Source organism: Paenarthrobacter sp. MSM-2-10-13 (assembly GCF_011605365.1).
In the GTDB taxonomy this organism is placed as follows: domain Bacteria; phylum Actinomycetota; class Actinomycetes; order Actinomycetales; family Micrococcaceae; genus Arthrobacter.
The window spans coordinates 451847-473341 of sequence record NZ_JAAOXO010000002.1; the positions used below are offsets into that span (position 1 = coordinate 451847).

Here is a 21495-nt window from a genome sequence, read left to right on the forward strand (position 1 = left end):
ACGCGGAAGAAGAAGGAGAACAAGAAGGCCCGATCCTGATGGATCGGGCCTTCTTGGCTTTCCTGTCGTGACAGAAGGACTACCTGGCTGCGATGCGTTGAGCCACCACGCTGGCGTCGCTGGACGTCAGCAATTGCAAGGCCTCGGCCGCGGGCGTGCCTGGATCAGCGGTGTACATGAGGATCCGGTGACCCGATTCGTCAGGCGGGGTGAGGACTTCGAAGTTGAGCTCAATATCGCCCACCTCGGGGTGGTGCATGTATTTCAGCCCGGACATGCAGTTCTCAACAGGGTGCCGTGCCCACAAATTGGCGAACTCTTCACTGTTCATCGTTAACTCGCCAACCAATGACGCCAGCTCCGGGTCATCGGTGGCGCGGCCCGCGACCAGTCGTAACGATGACACGGCCCGGGTGGCTTCTTCGAGCCATCGCGTGTACAACTCACGGGTGTGGCGGTCCAGAAACAACAGCCGCGTCATGTTGGGCCTCGTCGATGGCGTCTCGGGCGCAGCGAAATCCAGGTGACCGGCCACTAGCCTATGACCAATCCGGTTCCACGCCAGCACTTCGCTGCGGCGTCCCAGGACGACCGCGGGTGTGTTGGACATTGACTGGATAAGGCGCAGCGTACCGGGCCTTACCTTATCCGGCTTGGTTAGCGTTCGCCTTTTGGTGGTTCCGGGCTGGGCAAGATTGAAAAGATGGGCGCGTTCGTCCGTGTTCAGGTTAAGTGCCCGGGCTATTGCATCGATGACCGCTTCGGACGCGTTGTTACTGAGGCCCTGCTCCAAGCGGGTGTAGTACGTATTGCTGACGCCGGCCAACATTGCCAGTTCCTCCCTCCGGAGGCCGGGTACGCGGCGGATGCCGTAATTCAGAAGGCCAACGTCCTCTGGCTGTAAGGCAGCCCTTCGAACGCGAAGGAACTCCCCAAGTTCACTCGGATTACTCATGTGCCCATTCTGCCTCTCTTGCGCGGGTCTGTCCTGTCCCTGCCAGTGACACTCTGATCCGGCGTCGCGCAACTTCTTGTGACAAGACAAAGGCGGCAACGGCGGGTATGGCATTGTCCCGCCTGTCACTGCCAGGGGTAGGCAGAAGGGGGTGTGGTTGATCCCTGGCCAGTCAGTGAATGTGGAGATGTGAAGATGCCGTCCGCGGACGGCTACCCCTCCAGAAAAGGAACACTCCCATGACCACGCAACCGGATGTCACCACCGGACCCGGCGTTCCACCGTTGACCGAAGCCGGGCGGCCCACTGAATATTCGCCACGGGACGAACCGTCGCAGCGGATGACCGGTCGCCAAAAGCTGGCACTCATTGTCCTGCTCGCGGCGAGTTTCACCCTCGCCGTTGATTTCTCGATTCTGAACGTCGCCCTCCCGGCCATCGGCGCCGACGTCGGATTCAGCCTGGAGAGCCTCCAGTGGATCGCGACGGCGTTCGCGCTCTGCGCCGCCGGGCTGACACTGTTGTTCGGGCGTGTCGCGGACATCGCCGGCCGCCGCCGGATGTTCATCATCGGTATGGCTTTGCTGGGTGCAGCATCTCTCGCCGGTGGCCTCGCGGCCGATCCTGCTTTGTTGCTCATCGCCCGCGTGGGCCAAGGCGTTGCGACGGCGATCGTCGTTCCGGCTGCGTTGTCCCTGCTGCTGGCGTCGTTCCCGGAAGGTCCGCTGCGCGAGAAAGCCCTGGGCCTCAACGGGTCCCTGATGGCTGCCGGGTTCACCACCGGGGCAATCCTCGGCGGATTGTTGACGGACCTGCTCAGCTGGCGCTGGGCCTTCTTCATCAATGTTCCAGTGGCCATCGCAGTGCTGATCATTGCCCCCATCGTCCTGGCCGAGAGCAAGCCGGCCAGCAAGGTGAAGCTGGATGTTCCGGGCGCCATCACGGTGACCCTCGGCCTTCTGGCCCTGGTATTTGGTTTGACGAACGCCGCTGAACACTCGTGGACTGATCCGCTGACGCTGGGTTCCCTCGCAGCAGCTGTGGTGTTGTTCGTGGCTTTCGTGGCGGTCGAACGCAAAGCCGCCTCACCCCTGGTGCCGCTGGAGATCCTGAAGCGCTCCACGGTCGCCTGGGGAAACATCGCGGGCATCCTTGCCTTTGTCACCGAAACGTCCTTGGTGTTCCTGTTGACGCTGTACCTGCAGCAGGTCCTCGGCTACACCCCGCTCGGTGCCGGTCTGGCCTTTGCGGTCCTGGGTCTTGGAACCGTACTGGGTGGCGTCCTAGGCCCCAAGGTCATCGGAAAGATCGGCAACAAGAAAGCCATTGTCTATGGATTCATTGTCCAGGCAATCGCCACCGGTTCCCTGGTCTTGCTCAGTGCCGACCCCGCCTCCATCGCCTTGCTGCTGGCGGCAACGTTCGTAGGGGGCGTGGCCAACCTCGTCGTCATCGTCGGATTCATGGTCACTGCAACCTCCGGCCTGCCTGATGAGGAGCAAGGCCTTGCTACCGGATTGGCAACCATGAGTCAGCAGGTGGGCATCACCATGGGTATTCCGATCATGAGCGCCATCTTCACCGCACAGATTCTTGCCATCGGAAACAATGATGCCCCGGCTGTGCTCAGCGGTGTCACCACAGCCATCTGGGTGAATGCGGGTCTGTGCCTGCTCACGGCGCTGGTGGTGGGATTGTTCCTCCGGAGGCCCACCCCGGCGCTCGGCTAGGAATACTTACACGGCGCCCGTGGAGCCCCCGGTGTTCCCCAACAGCGATGCCAGAGTTTTCCAACGTGCGATCTCGCAGCCATCGGTCCTGCTGAACTGGCTGTGGACCCTCCGGCCACGGAACCAGCCCGTCACAACCGCTACCTGCGGCCCACCGTACTGCTGGGTGCAGATTCGGTCCGGTTTGGGTTCGGGAAAGAAGATTTCCTCGCCGAACTGCTCCACGGCGGCCAGCGCCGCCGTGGCGTCGGGCAGATTTGAATCAACGGAATCGGCGTTCGCGGACAGCACACCGTTCATGGAACGCAGGCGGAACTCCCGCGGCTCAGCATCAGGTGCCTCTGTCAGCGTGACTGTCAGGTCGACGTCGTATTCTTTGTCGTTTGGGTCGCTGGTGGCGGAGTCGTTCTCTTTAGCGGAAACCATGGTTACCTTTCGCTGGTGGCGGCGGGTGCTCAGGCAGCCAAGCCGCTCAGCTCGTCCAAGAGCGGCCCTACTGCCTGGAGCACACGGGCCCGCAGCTCCTGGGATTCGGCCGCGAAAGCCCGCTGGTATTCAACGTACTCGGACTTGCCCTGCGGTGTCTCAATCCTGATGGGTGGGTAGCCCCATTCTTCAAGATCGTAGGGTGAGGCCTGCATATCCATCGCCCGGATCCGCCACGACAACTCGAAAGCGTCCATCACCAGCTCGCTGGGCAGGGCAGGCGTCAACTTGTACGCCCATTTATAGAGGTCCATGTTGGCGTGCAGGCAACCTGGCTGTTCCATGGTGCGCTGGTTCTCCCGGGTGGGCGTGAGCTCATTCAACGCGGTGGCGTCCGGTGTGTAGAAGCGGAAAGCGTCAAAGTGCGAGCAACGGATGCGGTTCTCTTCAACAACGGAGTCAGTGCCCTCGCCGCCGAGCCTCAGCTTCAGGTATTCGTGCCGTAGCTCGAACTTTTCCTGCCGGTACACCATGGCCCACTCATGCAGCCCAAAGCACCCGAATTGTGCCGGTCGCTTGGCCGTTCCCGAGAGGATGATTCCCGCGAAGCGGACAGCTTCGGCGCGGTCGGCCAGGAAGCCGCCGCGATCAAAGGTGACCGCCGGCGTGCCTGGAGGCAGCCCCACTAAGGCGAGTTCGCCGTCGTCGAGCGTTCGGTAGAACTTCCAGGCCACACGGTCAAGGGCGCGTTCGCCGCTAAGGACCACGCCGTGTCCGGGGTGCCAGCGCTGCAACTGCCCCGGCTTCTGCGTGTAGTAAGTGAAGAGGAAATCCTCCACGGGGTGCTTCTTGCCGGCCGAACGCCTGGCCAGATACGGATCGGCGTACTGCGCGACGCGAGCATGGTGGGCTGCCTCCAGCCCGAGCCATTGCTCTTGGGGGAGGTGCCGCAGCCTAGAGGCCGCCATCTGATCCGAGGACGCTCTTCGCGGCGTCCCACAGGGCGATCTGGCAGCCGTCCGAGCGTTTGAAGGACGCGTTGACTTCCTTGCCGTCCACTGAACCGGTCACCTTGGCTGTTGCCGGGCCGCCGTACTGCATGGTGCAGGCTTGGTCCGTCCGGGTGGGGGCCGGGCTCAGGATGGAGGGGCCGCTCTTGAGGGTGCTGCAGGCCTCGGCTCCTGATGGGTGGCTGCTTTCGGCCGCCGGTGCGCCATCCTTACAGACGAGCGTAAATGTTTGCGGAGCAGACTCCGGGGTTTCGACAAGCGTGATGGACAGCTCGGCGTTGCCCGCGCCGGTGGCTGCTGACGCACTGGGAGTTGCGGTCTTGCCGGGACTGCTGCTGGAGGGGGCCGACGACGACGGTGCCTGGCTTGCGCTGCCTGTGGAACCTGGTGTCGGGGTGCCTGAGCATGCGGCGAGGCCGGCGACGGCCAGTACTGCCAACAGGGGCCGAACAAATCGCATGCGCATGGAATCTCCTAGGTTGCGTCCATTTTACGTGGCACTAGTGGTGCCTGTTTCCGTGTTCGCTTCAAGAAGACCACCGGGGGAGCGTGCTTGGCTAGTGGCCGCGCGGGTTTGTTAAAGCGAGTTATGCCGTTGGGTGGCGGCGATCAACCCCGTCATGGCCTGGTGGAGTTCAGCCACTTCTTCGCGGCTGAGTTGCAGGCGCTCACGGATCTCGCCCGGAACTGCTGTGGCCTGATCGCGGAGTGCAGCGCCTTTATCTGTCAGCTTGACGGCCAATGCCCGCTCGTTGCCCGGAACGCGCTCGCGGGTAATGAGTTCGGCTTCCTCCAGGCGGCGAAGCAACGGGGAGAGGGTGGCGGGGTCGTGGAGGAGGCTGTCGCTGATGTCCTTCAGCGTTCGGGGGCTCCGCTCCCAGAGGGCAAGCATTACCAAGTACTGGGGATGGGTGAGCCCGAGCCGTTCCAGCACAGGCTTGTACACGCCCACAACACTTCGCGAGGCCACGGTCAGGGCAAAACACAGCTGGCGTTCGAGGAGGAGGTCGTCGGTCTCCTGAGTGGGCTCTTTTGTGGTTGTCATGGCTGCCTCCTGTGCTCGCTGCCAGATCTATTAGCGCACACTCATCAATTAGTTAGTGCACTAATGATTAGCGTACTATGTACTTATTGAACCGCCTAAAAGAGGAGTCGATCCGCGTGGCCCAGGAATCCTTTACACGGAAATTCATGCGCGCGACAGGGAAGTTCCGGGTAATTTTCGGCCCCGCACACAGCAGCTCCCTCGACCATGAGATGACCGAGGACAACCGGAAGTTGCTCGCCCAGCGCCAAGCCGAGACGCAGCAATGGGAAACCCTCCGCCGTCCCGATGGCAGCACCTACGTGGTGCCCCGTAACCCGGAGGACAAGTCGCTGCGGTAAACCCGTCTCAGCGACGGATTTCGGCGTTGGCTGAAGCGCCGAGGGCCACGGAAAAGTCCCGGGCAACCTTCGCGGCCAGTATCCCTGCTTGATCCAAGTGCCGTCCAAACCTCTGCTTGGGTGCGCTGACATTGAAGGCTGCAACGACGCGTTGCTTGAAGTCGTAAACGGGTGCTGAGACGCCCACTACGCCCAGTTCGAACTCTTCGTCCACCACCGCATAGCCCTGCCGTCGGATGAGGTTGATCTCGGCGCGAAGGTCCTCGAACGTTTGGATCTTGGACGTGAGGTCCCCTGTTGACGGGCTTTGGCCCGCTTGAAGCGCCAAGGGCGAGAGGTCCTGCCGATCAGGCCGCACCCCGGCCTTGGCTTCGGCGGTATGCGTGTCATACCAATCCTTCAAGGCGGCGTCGTCCCAGTCGCTGACGAGTACCCTGCCGGCTGATGTGCTCCAGGCGTCCACGCTGACGCCTTCCCAGCCCAGCGCCCTATAGGTGTGATTGGACATTTCACTCTTGAGGGTCAGGACGGTGCCGCCGCGCAGCACGCAAAGGTGCGTTGTTTCGTGCGTAGCCGCCGATACTCGCTTGAGGTATTGCGCCGCTGCGCTAACCATCCGAGCCTCGGTGGTCCGGGCGGCCAGGGCGTAGAGGCTGTGCCCGAGGGTGTAGAGCAGGCTTTCCGGGTCCCTGCTGACCAAGCCCGCTTCCGCCAGTGTGGCAAGTGTCCGGGACACTTGGGCTTTGTCCCGCCCTGTGATCTCGGCAACCTTGTTTACTCCGAGTCCCCCTCCGGCCACTGCCTCCGGGGAGCCCAGAATTTCCAGCAGTTCCAAATCCCTGCGCAGGCCCGAGGAATTGCGCCTGGGGGTGGGTGTTCCGTTCACGGCTGGCTCCTTGGTTGTTCCGGTCACGCTCCGATCCTAACGGCAGTGGCGTTGACATTTCAACAACATTCATTGCGCAAAAGGGAACCGCACCTCTACGGTTGTGTCATGGCTCACGGAGATGTGGGCCCCGATCCTTACCCCCAATGAAGTGAAAAGGAGGATCACGTTGAACGACACCTTTCTGTCCGATCTTGGACAGTTCCTCGTCAAGAGATCGGCCGACATTGCCGAATCCGCCGCCCAGCACCTGGTGGTTGTCTTGGTCTCCCTGCTGATAGCAACGGTCATCGGTGTGGGGGTCGGTGTCCTTGTGTGGAACAGGCCCATCAGCCGCTCGATGGCCATCGCCGGCGCCGGTGTGGGCCTGACCATTCCGTCCATGGCGCTCCTGGCACTCCTTATCCCTGTGCTGGGACTCGGCTGGACTCCCACCGTTGTGGGGCTGGCCTTCTACGCGCTGCTCCCCATCATCCGCAACACGGTGGTGGGGCTGCGCGAGGTCCCGCCGGCAGTGTCCGAATCCGCACTCGGCATGGGGATGGGCGCCGTCAAGACCCTGTTCCGGGTCCAGCTACCCATGGCTTGGCCGGTAGTGCTCACCGGCGTCCGTGTTTCGGCCCAACTGTCCATGGGTATCGCAGCCATCGCTGCCTACGTAGGTGGTCCCGGTCTGGGCGAGATGATCTTCAAAGGCCTCTCGAGCCTGGGGTCCAAGAACGCCCTGAACTTCGCCGTCGTCGGAACCGTCGGTGTCATTATCCTTGCCCTGCTGCTGGATGGCGCATTCGTGCTCATCCGCCGCGTTACTACTTCAAGGGGACTTCGTGTCTGAATCAACAACCCCGGCCGCCGGCGCCCGGATCGTCCTCAAGGACGTCACCAAGACCTACTCCGGTCAGGTGATTCCCGCCGTCGAATCCTTCTCCATGGACATTGCGCCAGGCGAGCTAATCATGTTCGTTGGTCCATCCGGCTGCGGCAAGACCACCACCATGAAGATGATCAACCGGATCATCGAACCGAGCTCGGGCTCCATCACCATCGACGGTGAGGACGTCCTGTCGCTGAACCCCAACGAACTGCGCCGTCGGATCGGCTACGTCATCCAGCAGATCGGCTTGTTCCCGCACATGACCATCGCGGAGAACATCTCGGTGGTGCCCAAGCTCCTGGGCTGGGACAAGAAGCGCACGCGGGACCGCGTCGAAGAGCTGCTGGCCGTCGTCGAGCTTGACCCCGGAACGTTCGCATCCCGCTACCCGCGCCAACTGTCCGGCGGGCAGCAACAGCGTGTTGGCGTTGCGCGGGCTTTGGCCGCAGATCCGCCCGTGATGCTCATGGACGAACCTTTCGGTGCCACGGATCCCATAACCCGGGAAAAGCTGCAAAGCGAATTCCTGCGCCTGCAGGAGAAGCTGAGCAAAACCATCGTGTTCGTCACCCACGACTTCGATGAAGCGGTTCGGCTCGGCGACAGGATCGCGGTGCTGTCCGAACGAAGCCAGATCGAGCAGTTCGACACCCCCGCGAACATCCTGGCCAATCCCGCCAACGATTACGTGTCCCAGTTCGTAGGACACGGTGCCGCCCTTAAGCGGCTGGGACTCATCCCTGTGGGCCATGCGGCGCTGGGTCCGGCCGGGGGACAAACCGCCATGACCATAGGTGTGGACGACTCCCTGCGGGACGCGCTGGACGCCTTGGTGCTGTCCGGTGGCCTTCCCGTCATGGTTCTGGACCAGAACGGCAGGTCTGTAGGAACGATCGATATCGAACGAATCTCCGCTGTCCTTGGCGCCGAAATCCTCCCGCCAGCCCTTGCCGGGGGAGTGCGGCCATGACTGCGCAGGCAACGCGGGATCTGGCGACGTCCTTTGGCACCGCCTCAAACCGCAAGGGCAAGTACTTCTCCTTCAAACGGTTCGGAACACCGCTGATCATCGTTGGCGCGTTGCTGGCACTGTTCCTCTGGATCTCCTCGCTGACCCTCGATTCCATTGAGTTGCGCACCCTGAACTGGGATTACCTTGCCGATCGGACCAGGGAACACCTCCTGCTGACTGTCACGGCGTCCGCGATCGTGTCCCTGATTGCCATTCCGGCAGGTATTGCACTGAGCAGGGTGCATTCCAAGACTGTCCACGCGGTGGTGTTCGGGATTGCCAACGTTGGACAGGCAACTCCAGCCATCGGCTTGGTGATCCTGCTGGCCATCGTGTGGAAGACAGGCTTCGAAGTGGCACTGGTGGGCCTGGTTGCCTACTCGGTCCTTCCTGTCCTCCGGAACACCCTGGTGGGACTCCAACAGGTTGACTCCAGCCTCACGGAAGCGGCCAAGGGCATGGGCATGCGACCGCTGGAAGTGTTGGCCCGCATCGAACTTCCCTTGGCCGTGCCCGTGATCATTGCCGGACTAAGGACCGCGCTGGTCTTCTGTGTCGGCGTCGCCACAGTTGCCACGTTCATCAACGCCGGCGGCTTGGGCGACATGATCGTCAACGGCCTGAAACTCCAGCGCTGGCCCGTCCTCATCACCGGAGCCGTGGTGGTCTCCTGCATCGCCCTCACCATCGATTGGCTGGCAGGCCTCGCAGAAGACCTGCTCAAGCCCAAAGGCATCTGACTTTTCCTACTTCCCCAAAGGACTTTCATCATGAAGAAACCTGCAATGACCCTCCTGGCCACCTGCGTAGCCGTGGCCCTCAGCCTCACAGCCTGCGGCGGCTCGGCCTCCTCCACTTCAAGCGGAGCCGGAAGCAACGAACTCGAAGGCCTCACCGGCGTGTTCGGTGCCAAGGACTTCTCCGAGCAGTTCATCCTGTCCCACATCACCAGCCAGGTCCTGAACGCCCACGGCGCAGACACCACCACCAACACCAGCGTGGTGGGCTCTGCCAACGTCCGCACGGCTTTCGAGACCGGCCAGTTCGCCGGCTACTGGGAGTACACCGGGACATCCTGGATCACCTACAACAAGCAGACCACGCCCATCAAGGACAAAACGGAGATGTTCAAGGCCGTCAAGGATGCCGACGCCAAGAAGGGCATTGCCTGGCTGGACCCCGCACCGCTGAACAACACTTACGCATTCGCCATCCGCGAGGATAAGGCCAAGGAACTCGGCATCAAGAGCCTCTCGGACGTGGCCAAGCTTCCTGCCAGCGAGCAGACCTTCTGCGTGGAAAGTGAATTCTCAACCCGCGACGACGGCTGGCCGGGACTGCGCAAAGAGTACGGACTGAGCCCGGATGCCAAGGTTTCCATGCTGGATACCGGCGTCATCTACACCGCCACCCAAAAGGGCCAGGACTGCAACTTCGGCGAAGTCTTCGAAACGGACGGCCGCATTCCCGCACTGAAGCTCCAGGTCATGGAAGACGACAAGAACTTCTTCCCGATCTACCAGGGTGCCCTGACCATCAAGGCAGACATCCTCGCCAAGTACCCGGCCATCGCGGACATCATGGCCCAGGTCTCGCCCAAGCTCACCACCGAGGTCATGCAGCAGCTGAACGCCAAGGCTGACGTGGACGGCGACGACCCGGAAGACATCGCCAAGGAATGGCTCGAATCCGAAGGACTGATCTGACAATGACTGAACAACTCCAAATCGGCGAGTCCTTCATTGGGGACGGCGTCAACGCAGCGCACGTCAATACTGTCATCGGACACCGGAGTGGTCCCGCCGGAACTGCCTGGGCAACTGCCCTGGCATCACCGAGTACTGGTCACGTTCCATTCGTCGCCGTCCTCCGGCCCTCACTCCCTGTGAAGCCACTGACGCTCTTCGTCACTAAGGCGGCGCCGGCCAATGACCAGCACGGCAACCTCATCTGGGGCGCCGCGCAGGCTGGAATCGCGGCGGGCGTCGCTGACGCAGTGGCCGATGGCATCCTGACCAACGAACAGGCCGATTCACACGCGCTGATCGCCGCCGTCTGGGTGAACCCCAACGCGGACGACGACGACGCCGTATACCGCAATAACCGTGAGTCGGTCCGGACTGCTTTGGAGAACGGGGTCAAGAACCTCCCGTCCACGGTAGAAGTGATCGAGGCACGCAACTCCCCGTCCAACCCCTTCTTCACTCCGCGAGGCTGACAGCAATGAAGATCACCGCAATCCGGCTGACCCGCATGGTCCTGCCGCTGGACCCGCCGTTCAACGCCGCTTGGGACCCGGAACCCCGCACCTCCTTCCCTGCAACCCTGGTGGAGGTGGAAACCGACGAAGGCATCACCGGCGTAGGATCCGGCGACACCATGGACGGCTTCGAAGCCTACGAGCACTTGTTCATTGGGACCGACCCCATGGCCATCCTCAACCAGGTCCGCCGGATCGAGACCATCAACTTCCACGGCGGCCGCTACTGGCCCCTCGAAGCAGCACTCTGGGACATCATCGGCAAAGTTGCCGGACTCCCGGTGGCCACACTCTTCGGCGGAGCACAGGACCGCCTGGTGGCCTATGCCTCCTCCGGCGAACTGAAAGCCCCGGCAGCCCGGGCTGAGTCAGCGCTTGCTGCCAAGGACCGTGGTTTCAAGGCCATGAAGATCCGTATTTCCCGCGACCACCTGGACGAAGGCGTGGAGTCCGTCCGCGCTGCGAGGGAAGCCGTGGGCAAGGACTTCGACCTGATGGTGGACCTCAACCAGATGTGGCGCATGAGCGGCGACATCGAGCCGGCCCTGGAACTCGCCAAAGTCCACCGACTCGCAGCCCAGCTGGCTGAACTGGATGTCCGCTGGCTCGAGGAACCACTTCCGCAGGCCGATATCAAGGGCGCACAGCGCGTGCGTGAGCAGACCGGCATCCAGGTCTCGGGCGGCGAGATGGTCCGCAGCATGCCGGAAATGATGGCCCTCATCGAAGCCGACGCCTACGACATCTACCAGCCCGACGTCGCCCTGGCAGTTGGCATGTACCGCGCCCGCCAAGTGGCCGAAACGGCAAACCTGAAGCACCGCTTCTTCACACCGCACACGTGGAGCAACGGCTTGGGCTTGCTGGCCAACCTGCACGTAGCCGCAGGCGTGGACGCGGGGCCATACTTGGAATTCCCCTATGACCCGCCGGGCTGGACCCCGGAGCGCCGCGACTTCTTCATGGAGCCCCTGGACATCGACGACGACGGTGCGCTCCGCGTCCCCGACCTGCCGGGCCTGGGCGCCGTCATCGACTACGACGCCGTCAAGAAGTACTCGGTCTAAGGAACCCGCCATGACAAGCAAGCAAGAGTGGATCCAAAGGGCGGCCGCACAGCAGCCGGCCACGGGACTGTACATCGACGGCGGTTTCCGTGACGCGCAAGGTGGCGAAACCTTTCCGACAGTCTCCCCGAGGGACGGTTCCATCACCGCTCACATAGCGGCAGCGGGGGAACAGGACGTGGACGACGCCGTCCAGGCCGCGCACCGTGCTTTCGAAAGCGGACTATGGTCACGGACGGACCGCCGCCACCGGCAAGCTGTCCTCACCCGGCTCTCGGACCTCATCCTGGAAAACCTCGAGGAACTCGCACTCCTGGAGTCCACGGATGCTGGCCACCCGATCAGCGACGCGCTCGCCGTCGATGTCCCCAGCTGCGCCCGGACCTTCCGCTGGTACGCGGAGGCTTTGGACAAGGTCTACGACGACGTCGCACCCACCCCGCGGAACGCCCTGGCGGTCATCTCGAGGGAGCCGCTTGGCGTGATCGGCGCCGTGGTTCCGTGGAACTACCCGCTGATCATCACGGCCTGGAAGGTGGCTCCTGCCCTCGCGGCCGGGAACTCGGTGGTCCTCAAGCCCTCGGAACAGACCAGCCTCACTGCGCTTCGCCTGGCCGAACTCGCCACTCAGGCAGGCGTGCCGGACGGTGTGTTCAACGTTGTCCCCGGCCTCGGTCACGTTGCGGGCGCCGCCCTGGGCCGGCACGAACTCGTGGACAAGATCACCTTCACGGGATCGCCGGAAGTTGGCCGGTACTTCCAGCGCTACGCCTCCGAATCGAACGGCAAACAGGTGGCGCTGGAGCTCGGCGGCAAGTCGCCGCAGGTGGTTCTTCACGACGTCGGAGACATCGCCGCGTGTGCCTCGGCCGTGGCCTGGGGGATTTTCTACAACGCGGGCCAGACCTGCCACGGCGGGTCCCGGCTCCTGGTGGACGAACGCGTCCACGACGAGTTGCTGGAAGAGGTCATCAAGGTTGGGCGCTCGCTGCAGCTCGGCGACCCACTGGATCCTGCCACCCAGATCGGCGCGATCATCGACGACCGGCAGCTTGAGAGCATCCTCGGTTACTACGCCGTCGCAGAAGACGAGGGCATCGCAGTGGCCAGCGGCGGCACCCAGGTCCACCCTGCCGGCGTCGAACAGGGCTACTACCTGGAGCCCACGGTCCTGGACCGGGTCAACAACGCCGGCCGCATCGGCCAGGAGGAGATCTTCGGGCCGGTCCTGGCAGTGAGTACCTTCCGTGGCGCGGCCGAGGGCATCCGGATGGCCAACGACACCAAGTACGGCCTGGCCGCCAGCGTGTGGACGCAGGACATCACCAAGGCACACACCGCCGCCCGCGAACTGCGCGCCGGTACCGTCTGGGTGAACACCTTCGACGTCGCGGACATCATCACTCCCTTCGGCGGGTTCAAAGAATCAGGGTTCGGCAGGGACCGTTCACTGCATGCCTTGGACGCCTACTCCGCACTGAAAACAACCTGGATCAACCTCGGCGACGCCGCCCTGGACGACTGAACCACCCAGCCTGAATTGAGACTCGACATGACTGCAACAACGCACGTTTCCGCCACGGAAACACAACCCCTCACGCCCGGCACCGCCCGCATCGGGTTCATCGGCCTCGGCAACATGGGCTCGGGCATGACACGCAACCTCCAAGCCGCCGGCTTCCAGCTGATCGTCAACGACGTCCGCAAGGAATCCGCCGCCGACCTCCTCGCCAACGGCGCAGAGTGGGCGGATGATGCAGCGGCAGTCGCCGCCGGCTCCGACGTCGTCATCACCATGCTCCCCACGCCCAAGCATGTGGAAACCGTCGCCATGGGTCCCGGTGGGCTCTTGAACGGAATGCCCGACGGCGGCACGTGGGTGGACATGTCCACCTCGGTTCCGGAGGTGGCCAACCGGGTTCGCGAGGCCGGGGCTGCCCGTGGCATCCGCGTCCTGGATGCACCGGTCAGCGGCATGTCCGTGGGCGCCGCGAACGGGATGCTGCAGATCTTCATCGGCGGCGAGACGGCCGACGTCGAACGCCTCCGTCCCGTGTTCGAAGCGATGGGCGACCCCGAACGGATCCTGCACGTAGGCGGCCACGGTGCCGGTTACGCGGTGAAGCTCATGATCAACCAGCTGTGGTTTTCGCACCTGGTAGCCACCGCGGAAGTGCTGAGCACAGGCGTCAAGGCGGGCGTGGACCTGGAAGTCCTGCGGCAGGCACTCATCGCCAGCCCGGCAAACTCCAATTTTGTGCAGAACGACGTCCTGTCCATCCTCAACCACGGCGACTACGACGAAGGCTTCGCGATCGCCTTGGCCTGCAAGGACCTTGGCTTGTCCGTGGACCTGGCCCGCTCGGTGGGTGTGCCCATGGAGTTGTCCGGCCTGGTGGAGCAGCTCTACCGCCGGGCCAAGGCGCTCTACGGCGACAAAGCCGGCGAGATGACCCCCGTGAAACTTTACGAAGACGCCATTGGCGAGCAGTTGCGGACGCCCGCACAGGCATACGGCATCGCAGCAGAAGGAGCTTGACCACCATGCAGACACGTATGCAGATCCACGCCGAGCTGGCGTCGACGGAGCTGACGCTCGATCCGAAGCCCACCGCCTATTTTGGGCGGGGCCGCGTGGTTGAGATCGGCGGGATTGTCGCTGCCCTCGGCGCGAGGTCAGCCCTGATCGTCACTGACCCGTTCCTTGCCACCACCGAAGTTGTGGCGGCGGTCCGGACTTCCTTGGAAGCTGCCGGGCTCTCCGTCAGCGTGTTCGACGGAGTGACGCCCAACCCCACCACCACATGCGTGGATGCCGGCTCGGACCAAGCCGCAGCTTCCGGAGTTGATGTCCTGGTCCCTGTGGGCGGGGGATCGTCCATGGACGCAGCGAAAGGAATCTCGCTGGGTGCCGTGAATCCGGCCAGGGGAGCGGGGCTGGACTACAGCAACCATTTCGAGAACCCGGCGCTGCCCATTGTTGCCGTCCCTACCACTGCCGGCACCGGTGCAGAGGTCAACGCCTTCGGTGTGGTCACGGACGTTGACGCGCACCGGAAATTCTACGTGGGCCACGAATCGGCACTGCCCAAGGCAGCCGTGCTGGACCCTGAACTGACCCTCGGGCTTCCGCCGAAAGCCACCGCGGCCACCGGCATGGACGCGCTCACGCACGCCATCGAGTCCTACTCCTCCGTCCGGCAGAACCCCTACTCCGATGGCATTGCCCTCCAAGTGGTCTCCATGGTGGCCGAGTTCCTGCCCCGCGCAGTGGCCGACGGCAACGATATCGAGGCCCGTTCACAGCTCCTCCTGGCGTCGCATATCGCCGGAGTCGGCTTTTCGCACACCGGTCTCGGCCTGGTCCACGCGATAGCCCACCCGCTGGGAGGCCGCTTCAACATTCCGCACGGACTGGCGCTGTGCTTGGTGATTGAGGATGTGCTTCGCCTCAACCTCAGGAACCGGCTGGACCGGACAGCGCGCCTGGCTTTTGCGCTTGGGGTTGGTGACACCGCGGCGAGCATCGAGCAAAACGCGGAGGCCGCCGTCGTCGCCGTTGCTGAGCTGGCACGGGAGGTTGGAATGACTGCCCGGCTGGCCGACTTCGGTGTGACCGAGGCCGATCTCGATTCCTTGGTTGAAGACACTCTGGCCGACGCCGTCATCAACAACACTCCGGTCCCGCCCACCGCCGTCGAAATCCGTACGATCCTCGAGAAAGCTCTTTAAGTGGACAACACCATGACTCTTGACACTGACGCTCTACCCGGCGCCGAGCGGGCGTTCGTTGAGTCCCTGCCCACGCAGCTCTACATCGATGGCCAATGGACAGACTCTTCCGACGGCGGGACCTCGGCTGTGGAGGACCCCTCTACCGGCGCTGTCCTCACCAGGATCGCTGACGCGTCTCCCGCTGACGGTGACCGCGCGTTGGCAGCTGCTGCCCGGGTCCAGGAGTCCTGGGCGGCAACCCCGCCCCGCGAGCGTGGCGAAATCCTGCGCCGAGCCTTCGAGCTGGTCACGGCCCGGGCCGAGGACTTCGCCCTTGTGATGACACTGGAGATGGGCAAGCCACTGGCGGAGTCCCGCGGCGAAGTTGCCTACGGCGCCGAGTTCCTACGCTGGTTCTCCGAGGAAGCCGTCCGCGTTTCTGGCCGCTACTCCACAGCGCCGGACGGCAAGTCCCGCCTGCTGGTGACCAAGCGTCCCGTGGGCCCATGCTTGTTCATCACGCCGTGGAACTTCCCCTTGGCCATGGCCACGCGGAAGATCGCACCGGCCATTGCCGCGGGCTGCACCATGGTCCTCAAGCCGGCTAACCTCACCCCGTTGACGGCCTTGTTGTTCACTCAGGTCCTGGAGGAAGCAGGCCTTCCCGCAGGCGTCCTGAACGTCATTCCCACCACCCGCCCGGCGGACGTCACGGGTCCGCTCATCCGGGACAGCCGCCTGCGCAAGCTCTCGTTCACCGGATCAACCGGTGTGGGACAGCAGCTCATTGCGGACTCGGCGCACCAGGTGCTCCGGACGTCCATGGAACTGGGCGGCAACGCTCCGTTCCTGGTCTTCGAGGATGCGGACCTGGATGCAGCGATTGATGGCGCCATGGTGGCCAAGCTCCGGAACATGGGGGAGGCCTGCACGGCGGCGAACCGGTTCATCGTTCACGAAACCCTGGCATCGGAGTTCAGCCGGCGTTTGACTGAACGGATGTCTTCTTTGGTGTTGGGGCGAGGCTCCGCTGAAGGCACCAACATCGGGCCGCTGATTGATGCAAAGAGCCGCGCGAAGGTGGACGAGTTGGTCAGGGATGCCGTTGACCGCGGCGCGACTGTCCTGACCGGCGGGGCTCCGGCTGAGGGAGAGGGGCACTTTTACCCACCCACTGTCTTGGTTGATGTCCCGGGCGATGCCCGGATCCTGCACGAAGAGGTCTTCGGCCCGGTGGCACCGGTTGTCAGCTTCAGTACCGAGGCAGAGGCAATCGCACTGGCCAATGACACCGAGTACGGCTTGGTGGCCTACGCCTACACGCGGGACCTGAACCGCGGCATCCGGCTGTCCGAGAAAGTGGACGTGGGAATGTTCGGACTCAACACGGGCATCGTGTCCAACCCCGCGGCACCCTTCGGCGGCGTGAAGCAATCAGGCCTGGGCCGCGAGGGTGGCACCGAGGGAATCGAGGAATTCCTGGAGACCCGCTACATCGGCATCGCGGACCCCTCCTGATGCTTCGTTTACTGGTGACGGGCGGTACCAGCGGGATTGGTGCCGCCCTGGTCAGGGAGTCCCTGCGAGCCGGTCACTCCGTGTTCACCACTGGGCGTGATCCCGGGAGGCTCGCGGAGTTCCTAAACTCCTGCGTCGGGTTGGGGCCCGTGAGTGGTGTGGTTGCAGACGCCGGTGATTGGGAGCAGACCCGTGCTGCCGTGTCCGCAGCGCACCAGTTCCTTGGCAAGATCGACGTGGCCGTGGCAAACGCCGGGTTCTCCGCGGCCGGCGACCTCGCCGACGGCGATCCGGACCGTTGGCGAGACATGGTGCTCACCAACGTCTATGGCCCGGCGATCCTGGCGAAGGCGGCACTGCCGCACCTTCTGGAGAACCGCGGTCACATGGTGCTGATCGGCAGCACGGCAGGACGTAAGGTCTACCCCGGGAACCTGTACACCGCCACGAAATGGGCCGTCACCGGTTACGCGGAGTCGCTCCGTCAGCAACTCGTGGGGACCGGAGTGAGGGTACTGCACATTGCGCCTGGCCACGTCGACACGCCGCTGTGGACGGAGGCGCCGGATGCCTTCATTCCGCCCGAGTCCGTGGCCGGGACCATGCTGTGGGCGCTGACCCAGCCACCCGGCGTCGACGTTTCAGAAGTCATGGTCCGGGCGACCGGCCAGGCGTTCTAGAGCGAATCCCCGCCAGAGCCTTTTCCCGACGGCGGGCGTAAAATTGGCACACGGGCGGCACGCACCAGCCCTGCCGCTTTTTCGCTCTCCGGTAAGAAAGGAGGTGGAAAACATGGGACGCAGAATGGAAGGCTTCGTCCACGTGACCGAGCGGCTGCAGTCCGTTTTTGGACCGGCAACCCACGGCGATACGGACAGCCCCGTGGTGCACAGGCACGATGATTTCGAGACCGCTTCCGAGGCGGATCTGAAGAACTTCGACGTCGAGACCGACTCTGAGGGCCATCACTACGCAGTCCGGAACAATGATCCCGGCCCAACCACCACTGACTACAGCCTCTAGGGAGGCGTGAGATGCCGAAGGGCCGGACCGCGAACTCCGGCCCTTCCTCATTTTCAGAACGGCTGCCACCTTGACCCTGATCGGTTCACCGTGCAACTGTTGAGCAACTAGTCAGCATCCTTATTATGTGGGTAACACGTAGGTGCCGGCATTCAGAGGGGGCCATCAATGAGTTTCCAAGACGATGCAGCAAGACCAACCCGCACCGCCGCCTTGTGGGTGGCAGTAGCTGTTGGCCTGGTGGTTCTGGTGATGTTGATCGTGTTCTTCGTCCAAAACCAGGACATGATCACGGTCAGGTTCTTCGGGTTGCAAGGGACGCTCGCACTCGGCACCACGCTGTTCATAGCGGCTGTGGGTGGCGGCGTCCTGGTGGCGCTGGCGGGAGGTGCGCGCATCCTTCAGCTGAGGATGAGCAACCACCGCCGGAAAAAGGCCGTGAGTGGGCCCGGCATGGCCCCTTAGGACCTGTTAGCTGCGTTAACTGCGGAAGGACCGGAGCGCTTGCTCCGGTCCTTCCGCAATTTAATCCCGACGGCGGCACTCCCTGACGTTCTAGGTCCGCCGGGGTGGTGGGTCGTCTTAGCCTTCGCAGTCAGTGCAGTAGGCGACGCCATCTTTTTCGCGGGCGATCTGCGAACGGTGGCGAACCAGGAAGCAGGAGTGACAAGTGAACTCGTCATTTGCCTGCGGGATGACCTGGATGACCAGTTCTTCGGCGACGATTTCGCCGCCGGGGCCGCTGGCGTCGAGGCCATCGGTTTCGTCCAGTTCAAGCACGACACTCTTGGCCGTGGGGGCACTGGCGGACTGGAGAGCCTGGAGGGACTGCTCCTGGTTCTCTTTTACATCGGTACGGAGTTCGTCGTAATCGGCTGCCACTTTTTAATGCCTCTTCGTGTTAGGGGGTTACCGGGTATGCAACGTACAGCATGCCACGAAAATTCCATACCATACCCCAGTTATGCGGCTTGTGGCGAAAACCACGTGGGTGACGGGCAGAAAAACCCGCCACCAAGCGTGATTTCGCCCATCTGTTACCGGAGTTCGATGTCCAATGATTGGAATTGGTCCGCCGCGTGGCGACCAACCAACAACCGGAACGTACCCCGCTCAAACTGCCAGCCGGCGTCGTAATGTGCAAACGCCTTGGCCGGGATGCTTATTTCCACACTCTCGGTTCCGTTAGCTGCCAGGTGGGTTCCGGCGTAACCGGCAAGCCAGCGCACAGGCCTCTCCACGCCGGATTCGGGGCGTTCCAGGTAAACCTGGACTACTTCCCGCCCGGTGCGGGTGCCGGTGTTCTTGACGGGGACGTGCACTACGACGTCCTTACCGGCGGTCACCGCCTGGGGTGCGTGGGCTTTGCCGAGCTCGAACGTGGTGTAGCCAAGGCCATAACCGAAGGGGAGTGCCGGAGCGGCCCCGCCTTCGGCTTCCTGCTTCAACCATGCCCGGTAACCGATGTGGATGCCCTCGGAATAGACCACCTTTCCCTCAACTGGCGTGGTGTTCAGTACGGGGACATCTTCCAATGCGGCAGGCCAGGTGGTGGGCAGGCGTCCACCCGGCTCTTCGGCACCCAGGAGGATGTCCGCGATTGCGTTGCCGAATTCCTGCCCTCCAAACCAGCCCAGCAGGACCGCGTCCACCGTGACCAGCCAGGGCATCAGTACCGGGGAGCCCGAGTTGACCACCACAACAGTGCGCGGGTTGGCTGCGGCAACGGCGTCGACCAATTGGTTTTGGTAACCCGGAAGGTTCAGGTCTTTGCGGTCGAAGCCTTCGGATTCGATGGCGGCGTTGGTGCCCACCACCACCACGGCGACGTCGGACGTGCGGGCCGCTTCGACGGCGGCGTCGATTTCCGCCTGCGGGTCCGTGACGATGGTTTCCTCGCCCAGCAGGATGGCAGTGAACGGGATGATCTGTTCCGCTGGCAGTTGGTACTCGGCTTCGATGCGGACCGTCTGGCCCGCCGTGGTTTCGATCGCGTGAACGGTTTTGGGCGGATCGAACAGCGCCGCACCCAAGACTTCGGTATCGTCCTCAAGCTCGCTGTTGAAGACTTCCGTGCCGTCCAGGACATAGCGGATCCGGCCCACTGTGCCGACGCCAAGGTGGTGGACACCTGCTGTTTCTGCTGTCCAGTCCGCTTCCATGCGGATGGAGGCCGCGCCGTCGGGAATTCCGATGCCGAACCAAATCAGGTGCGAGGCCAAGCGGTCTTCGCCGGAAATCTCCGAGCCGTCAGCCGCTAGGAAGGTCACGCGGATTCCGGGGACGTCGGAGGCGGGATTATGCAGGGACGCGCGGGGGAATGGCTGGATGCCCTCGGCAACCTTGGCGCCGCGCGCGTAGGCGACCGTGACGTCGTCGGGCAGTGCCTTCCGCAGCCCCTCCAACGGTGAGACGGTGTACTTGGGCATCACCGTGGCGCTGCCGCCGCCCTGGGTGCGGGCTTCGTCAGCGTTGTGGCCGATCACGGCCACGCTGCTTAGCATTTTGGCATCCAGAGGCAGGAGCCCCTTATTGCGGACCAGCACGGCGCCGCGGACGGCTACTTCACGGGCGACGGCGGCACCGTCAAGTTGTGTGGGGACTTGGGTGACTGCGGGCGCGAATCCCTCGAGTGAACCGACGCGGGCCGCCAGGCGCAGGATGCGGGTGACCTTCTCCAGGATGGCTTCACGGCTCACGCGGCCATCATTGACGGCGGCCAGCAGCTTGGGTCCCCAGTGCCCCACCGGTCCCGGCATTTCCAGGTCCTGGTGGGCGTTAGCGGCGTCCACGGAACGTACGCCGGTCCAGTCGGACACCACCACGCCGTCGAAGCCCCACTCGGTGGACAGTGGCGTTTCCAACAGCTTGTTCTCACTGGCGGTGGTGCCGTTGATGGAGTTGTAGGAACTCATCACCAACCAGGCGCGGGCCTCGGTGATCGCGTCCTCGAAGGCGGCGAGGTAGAGCTCGCGGAGCGGGCGCTCGTCCACTACGGAGTCTGCGGTGAAGCGCTCGGTCTCAGCCTCATTGGCGAGGTAGTGCTTGGGGGTGGCGCCCACACCCATGGACTGGACGCCGGAAACGTACCCGGCGGCCATGGTGGCGGTGAGCCGTGGATCCTCGCTCATGCACTCGAAGTGGCGGCCGCCCAGCGGTGAGCGGTGCAGGTTGATGGTGGGGCCCAGGACTGCGTGGACGCCTTTGCGGCGGGCCTCCTGGCCCAGGATCTGGCCGTAGCGGTGGGCGGTTTCCACGCTCCAGGTGGCGGACAAGGCGGACGACGACGGCAAGGAGACTGAGTCGTGGCGCTCATCGAAGTCTTCGCCGCGGACGCCTGCCGGGCCGTCGGACATCACAATGCGGGACAGGCCGATCTCCGGGATGGCGTGGGTGGACCAGACGTCCGCTCCGGTCAGCAATTGGACCTGCTGCTCAAGGGACAGACTCGTGGCGAGTTCACGGATCTTCGCTTCGGCGTCCGGGGATCCGGCCTGCGGTGCCGTGACGGCAGCTGCGAGTGTGGGATTCATGGGTGGCTGCTCCTTCTATGCCCGTCGTTGGGTCTACCTAGAACTCTAACCGCTAAAATCTAGTGTGACTAGGTTTTTAGCTCAAGTGCCCCTGAAATAGA

General features: G+C 63.5%; 22 protein-coding genes and 1 pseudogene. 15 read left to right on the plus strand and 8 right to left on the minus strand.

Annotated features, from left to right (window positions below):
* Positions 1-79: 79 nt before the first annotated feature.
* Positions 80-955 (minus strand): helix-turn-helix transcriptional regulator, encoded by an 876-nt coding sequence (locus tag HAV21_RS07940; RefSeq protein WP_166841294.1) that lies wholly within the window; start codon positions 953-955, stop codon positions 80-82.
* A 341-nt stretch (positions 956-1296) separates the two neighbouring features.
* Here HAV21_RS07940 and HAV21_RS07945 point away from each other — a divergent pair, with 341 nt between their 5' ends.
* Positions 1297-2685, plus strand: coding sequence for an MFS transporter (locus HAV21_RS07945; RefSeq protein ID WP_166841380.1), 1389 nt, complete (start codon positions 1297-1299; stop codon positions 2683-2685).
* Between the two features lie 6 nt (positions 2686-2691).
* Here HAV21_RS07945 and HAV21_RS07950 read toward each other — a convergent pair whose 3' ends face one another.
* The 4 genes from HAV21_RS07950 to HAV21_RS07965 form a co-directional block, all read right to left on the minus strand.
* Entirely contained in the window at positions 2692-3111 is a 420-nt protein-coding gene (locus tag HAV21_RS07950; RefSeq protein WP_166841295.1) for a serine protease inhibitor, read from the minus strand.
* 29 nt (positions 3112-3140) lie between these two features.
* Positions 3141-4079 (minus strand): 3-methyladenine DNA glycosylase, encoded by a 939-nt coding sequence (locus tag HAV21_RS07955; RefSeq protein WP_166841296.1) that lies wholly within the window; start codon positions 4077-4079, stop codon positions 3141-3143.
* Positions 4066-4587, minus strand: a complete 522-nt coding sequence (locus HAV21_RS07960; protein WP_166841297.1) for an SSI family serine proteinase inhibitor — start codon at positions 4585-4587, stop codon at positions 4066-4068. The genes HAV21_RS07955 and HAV21_RS07960 overlap by 14 nt, the downstream gene beginning before the upstream one ends.
* 111 nt (positions 4588-4698) lie before the next feature.
* A complete protein-coding gene (locus HAV21_RS07965; RefSeq protein ID WP_166841298.1) occupies positions 4699-5166 on the minus strand; it encodes a MarR family transcriptional regulator in 468 nt (155 codons plus the stop codon).
* 116 nt (positions 5167-5282) lie between these two features.
* On the opposite strand from HAV21_RS07965, the gene HAV21_RS07970 reads away from it, so the two are divergent.
* Entirely contained in the window at positions 5283-5507 is a 225-nt protein-coding gene (locus HAV21_RS07970) for a hypothetical protein (RefSeq protein WP_142936766.1), read from the plus strand.
* A 7-nt stretch (positions 5508-5514) separates the two neighbouring features.
* Here the strand turns inward: HAV21_RS07970 and HAV21_RS07975 are convergent, their stop codons facing one another.
* A complete protein-coding gene (locus tag HAV21_RS07975; RefSeq protein WP_166841299.1) occupies positions 5515-6420 on the minus strand; it encodes an IclR family transcriptional regulator in 906 nt (301 codons plus the stop codon).
* 94 nt (positions 6421-6514) lie between these two features.
* On the opposite strand from HAV21_RS07975, the gene HAV21_RS07980 reads away from it, so the two are divergent.
* From HAV21_RS07980 to HAV21_RS08040, 13 genes and pseudogenes are all read left to right on the plus strand, one after another.
* Complete coding sequence (locus tag HAV21_RS07980) at positions 6515-7228, plus strand: ABC transporter permease (protein WP_166841381.1); 714 nt, start codon at positions 6515-6517, stop codon at positions 7226-7228.
* The gene (locus HAV21_RS07985) at positions 7221-8237 is read left to right on the plus strand and encodes an ABC transporter ATP-binding protein (RefSeq protein ID WP_166841300.1); all 1017 of its coding nucleotides are present in this window, start codon (positions 7221-7223) and stop codon (positions 8235-8237) included. Before HAV21_RS07980 ends, HAV21_RS07985 begins: the two co-directional genes overlap by 8 nt.
* Positions 8234-9019, plus strand: coding sequence for an ABC transporter permease (locus tag HAV21_RS07990; protein WP_166841301.1), 786 nt, complete (start codon positions 8234-8236; stop codon positions 9017-9019). Before HAV21_RS07985 ends, HAV21_RS07990 begins: the two co-directional genes overlap by 4 nt.
* 30 nt (positions 9020-9049) lie before the next feature.
* Entirely contained in the window at positions 9050-9985 is a 936-nt protein-coding gene (locus HAV21_RS07995) for a glycine betaine ABC transporter substrate-binding protein (protein WP_166841302.1), read from the plus strand.
* A 2-nt stretch (positions 9986-9987) separates the two neighbouring features.
* Positions 9988-10497 carry a formaldehyde-activating enzyme gene (fae, locus tag HAV21_RS08000; protein WP_166841303.1) on the plus strand — a complete coding sequence of 170 codons (510 nt, stop codon included), beginning with the start codon at positions 9988-9990 and terminating at the stop codon, positions 10495-10497.
* A 5-nt stretch (positions 10498-10502) separates the two neighbouring features.
* A complete protein-coding gene (locus HAV21_RS08005; RefSeq protein WP_166841304.1) occupies positions 10503-11606 on the plus strand; it encodes a mandelate racemase/muconate lactonizing enzyme family protein in 1104 nt (367 codons plus the stop codon).
* Between the two features lie 10 nt (positions 11607-11616).
* Positions 11617-13131 carry an aldehyde dehydrogenase gene (locus HAV21_RS08010; RefSeq protein WP_166841305.1) on the plus strand — a complete coding sequence of 505 codons (1515 nt, stop codon included), beginning with the start codon at positions 11617-11619 and terminating at the stop codon, positions 13129-13131.
* Positions 13132-13158: 27 nt separating this feature from the next.
* Positions 13159-14145: an NAD(P)-dependent oxidoreductase gene (locus HAV21_RS08015; protein WP_166841306.1), complete on the plus strand. Its 987-nt coding sequence runs from the start codon at positions 13159-13161 to the stop codon at positions 14143-14145.
* A gap of 5 nt (positions 14146-14150) precedes the next feature.
* Positions 14151-15338, plus strand: coding sequence for an iron-containing alcohol dehydrogenase (locus HAV21_RS08020; protein ID WP_166841307.1), 1188 nt, complete (start codon positions 14151-14153; stop codon positions 15336-15338).
* A 12-nt stretch (positions 15339-15350) separates the two neighbouring features.
* Positions 15351-16838: an NAD-dependent succinate-semialdehyde dehydrogenase gene (locus tag HAV21_RS08025; protein ID WP_166841308.1), complete on the plus strand. Its 1488-nt coding sequence runs from the start codon at positions 15351-15353 to the stop codon at positions 16836-16838.
* The gene (locus HAV21_RS08030) at positions 16838-17518 is read left to right on the plus strand and encodes an SDR family oxidoreductase (RefSeq protein WP_166841309.1); all 681 of its coding nucleotides are present in this window, start codon (positions 16838-16840) and stop codon (positions 17516-17518) included. Before HAV21_RS08025 ends, HAV21_RS08030 begins: the two co-directional genes overlap by 1 nt.
* Positions 17519-17630: 112 nt before the next feature.
* Positions 17631-17861, plus strand: coding sequence for a hypothetical protein (locus tag HAV21_RS08035; RefSeq protein WP_166841310.1), 231 nt, complete (start codon positions 17631-17633; stop codon positions 17859-17861).
* Positions 17862-18053: 192 nt separating this feature from the next.
* Positions 18054-18326: pseudogene (locus tag HAV21_RS08040) on the plus strand (LapA family protein); the annotation flags it as partial.
* 117 nt (positions 18327-18443) lie between these two features.
* Here the strand turns inward: HAV21_RS08040 and HAV21_RS08045 are convergent.
* Positions 18444-18743 carry a DUF4193 domain-containing protein gene (locus tag HAV21_RS08045; protein ID WP_142936764.1) on the minus strand — a complete coding sequence of 100 codons (300 nt, stop codon included), beginning with the start codon at positions 18741-18743 and terminating at the stop codon, positions 18444-18446.
* Between the two features lie 155 nt (positions 18744-18898).
* Positions 18899-21394 (minus strand): glycoside hydrolase family 3 C-terminal domain-containing protein, encoded by a 2496-nt coding sequence (locus HAV21_RS08050; RefSeq protein ID WP_166841311.1) that lies wholly within the window; start codon positions 21392-21394, stop codon positions 18899-18901.
* Positions 21395-21495 lie beyond the last annotated feature (101 nt).

What these genes read in the sequence shown, in the direction of transcription:
- HAV21_RS07955 (WP_166841296.1), bottom strand. Translation starts at nt 4,079, where the DNA reads ATGGCGGCCTCTAGGCTGCGGCACCTCCCCCAAGAGCAATGGCTCGGG.
- HAV21_RS07995 (WP_166841302.1), top strand. Translation starts at nt 9,050, where the DNA reads ATGAAGAAACCTGCAATGACCCTCCTGGCCACCTGCGTAGCCGTGGCC.
- HAV21_RS07990 (WP_166841301.1), top strand. Translation starts at nt 8,234, where the DNA reads ATGACTGCGCAGGCAACGCGGGATCTGGCGACGTCCTTTGGCACCGCC.
- HAV21_RS08010 (WP_166841305.1), top strand. Translation starts at nt 11,617, where the DNA reads ATGACAAGCAAGCAAGAGTGGATCCAAAGGGCGGCCGCACAGCAGCCG.
- HAV21_RS08005 (WP_166841304.1), top strand. Translation starts at nt 10,503, where the DNA reads ATGAAGATCACCGCAATCCGGCTGACCCGCATGGTCCTGCCGCTGGAC.
- HAV21_RS07965 (WP_166841298.1), bottom strand. Translation starts at nt 5,166, where the DNA reads ATGACAACCACAAAAGAGCCCACTCAGGAGACCGACGACCTCCTCCTC.
- HAV21_RS08015 (WP_166841306.1), top strand. Translation starts at nt 13,159, where the DNA reads ATGACTGCAACAACGCACGTTTCCGCCACGGAAACACAACCCCTCACG.
- HAV21_RS07950 (WP_166841295.1), bottom strand. Translation starts at nt 3,111, where the DNA reads ATGGTTTCCGCTAAAGAGAACGACTCCGCCACCAGCGACCCAAACGAC.
- HAV21_RS08050 (WP_166841311.1), bottom strand. Translation starts at nt 21,394, where the DNA reads ATGAATCCCACACTCGCAGCTGCCGTCACGGCACCGCAGGCCGGATCC.
- HAV21_RS08030 (WP_166841309.1), top strand. Translation starts at nt 16,838, where the DNA reads ATGCTTCGTTTACTGGTGACGGGCGGTACCAGCGGGATTGGTGCCGCC.
- HAV21_RS08035 (WP_166841310.1), top strand. Translation starts at nt 17,631, where the DNA reads ATGGGACGCAGAATGGAAGGCTTCGTCCACGTGACCGAGCGGCTGCAG.
- HAV21_RS07980 (WP_166841381.1), top strand. Translation starts at nt 6,515, where the DNA reads ATGTGGGCCCCGATCCTTACCCCCAATGAAGTGAAAAGGAGGATCACG.
- HAV21_RS08020 (WP_166841307.1), top strand. Translation starts at nt 14,151, where the DNA reads ATGCAGACACGTATGCAGATCCACGCCGAGCTGGCGTCGACGGAGCTG.
- HAV21_RS07960 (WP_166841297.1), bottom strand. Translation starts at nt 4,587, where the DNA reads ATGCGCATGCGATTTGTTCGGCCCCTGTTGGCAGTACTGGCCGTCGCC.
- fae (WP_166841303.1), top strand. Translation starts at nt 9,988, where the DNA reads ATGACTGAACAACTCCAAATCGGCGAGTCCTTCATTGGGGACGGCGTC.
- HAV21_RS08025 (WP_166841308.1), top strand. Translation starts at nt 15,351, where the DNA reads ATGACTCTTGACACTGACGCTCTACCCGGCGCCGAGCGGGCGTTCGTT.
- HAV21_RS07940 (WP_166841294.1), bottom strand. Translation starts at nt 955, where the DNA reads ATGAGTAATCCGAGTGAACTTGGGGAGTTCCTTCGCGTTCGAAGGGCT.
- HAV21_RS07945 (WP_166841380.1), top strand. Translation starts at nt 1,297, where the DNA reads ATGACCGGTCGCCAAAAGCTGGCACTCATTGTCCTGCTCGCGGCGAGT.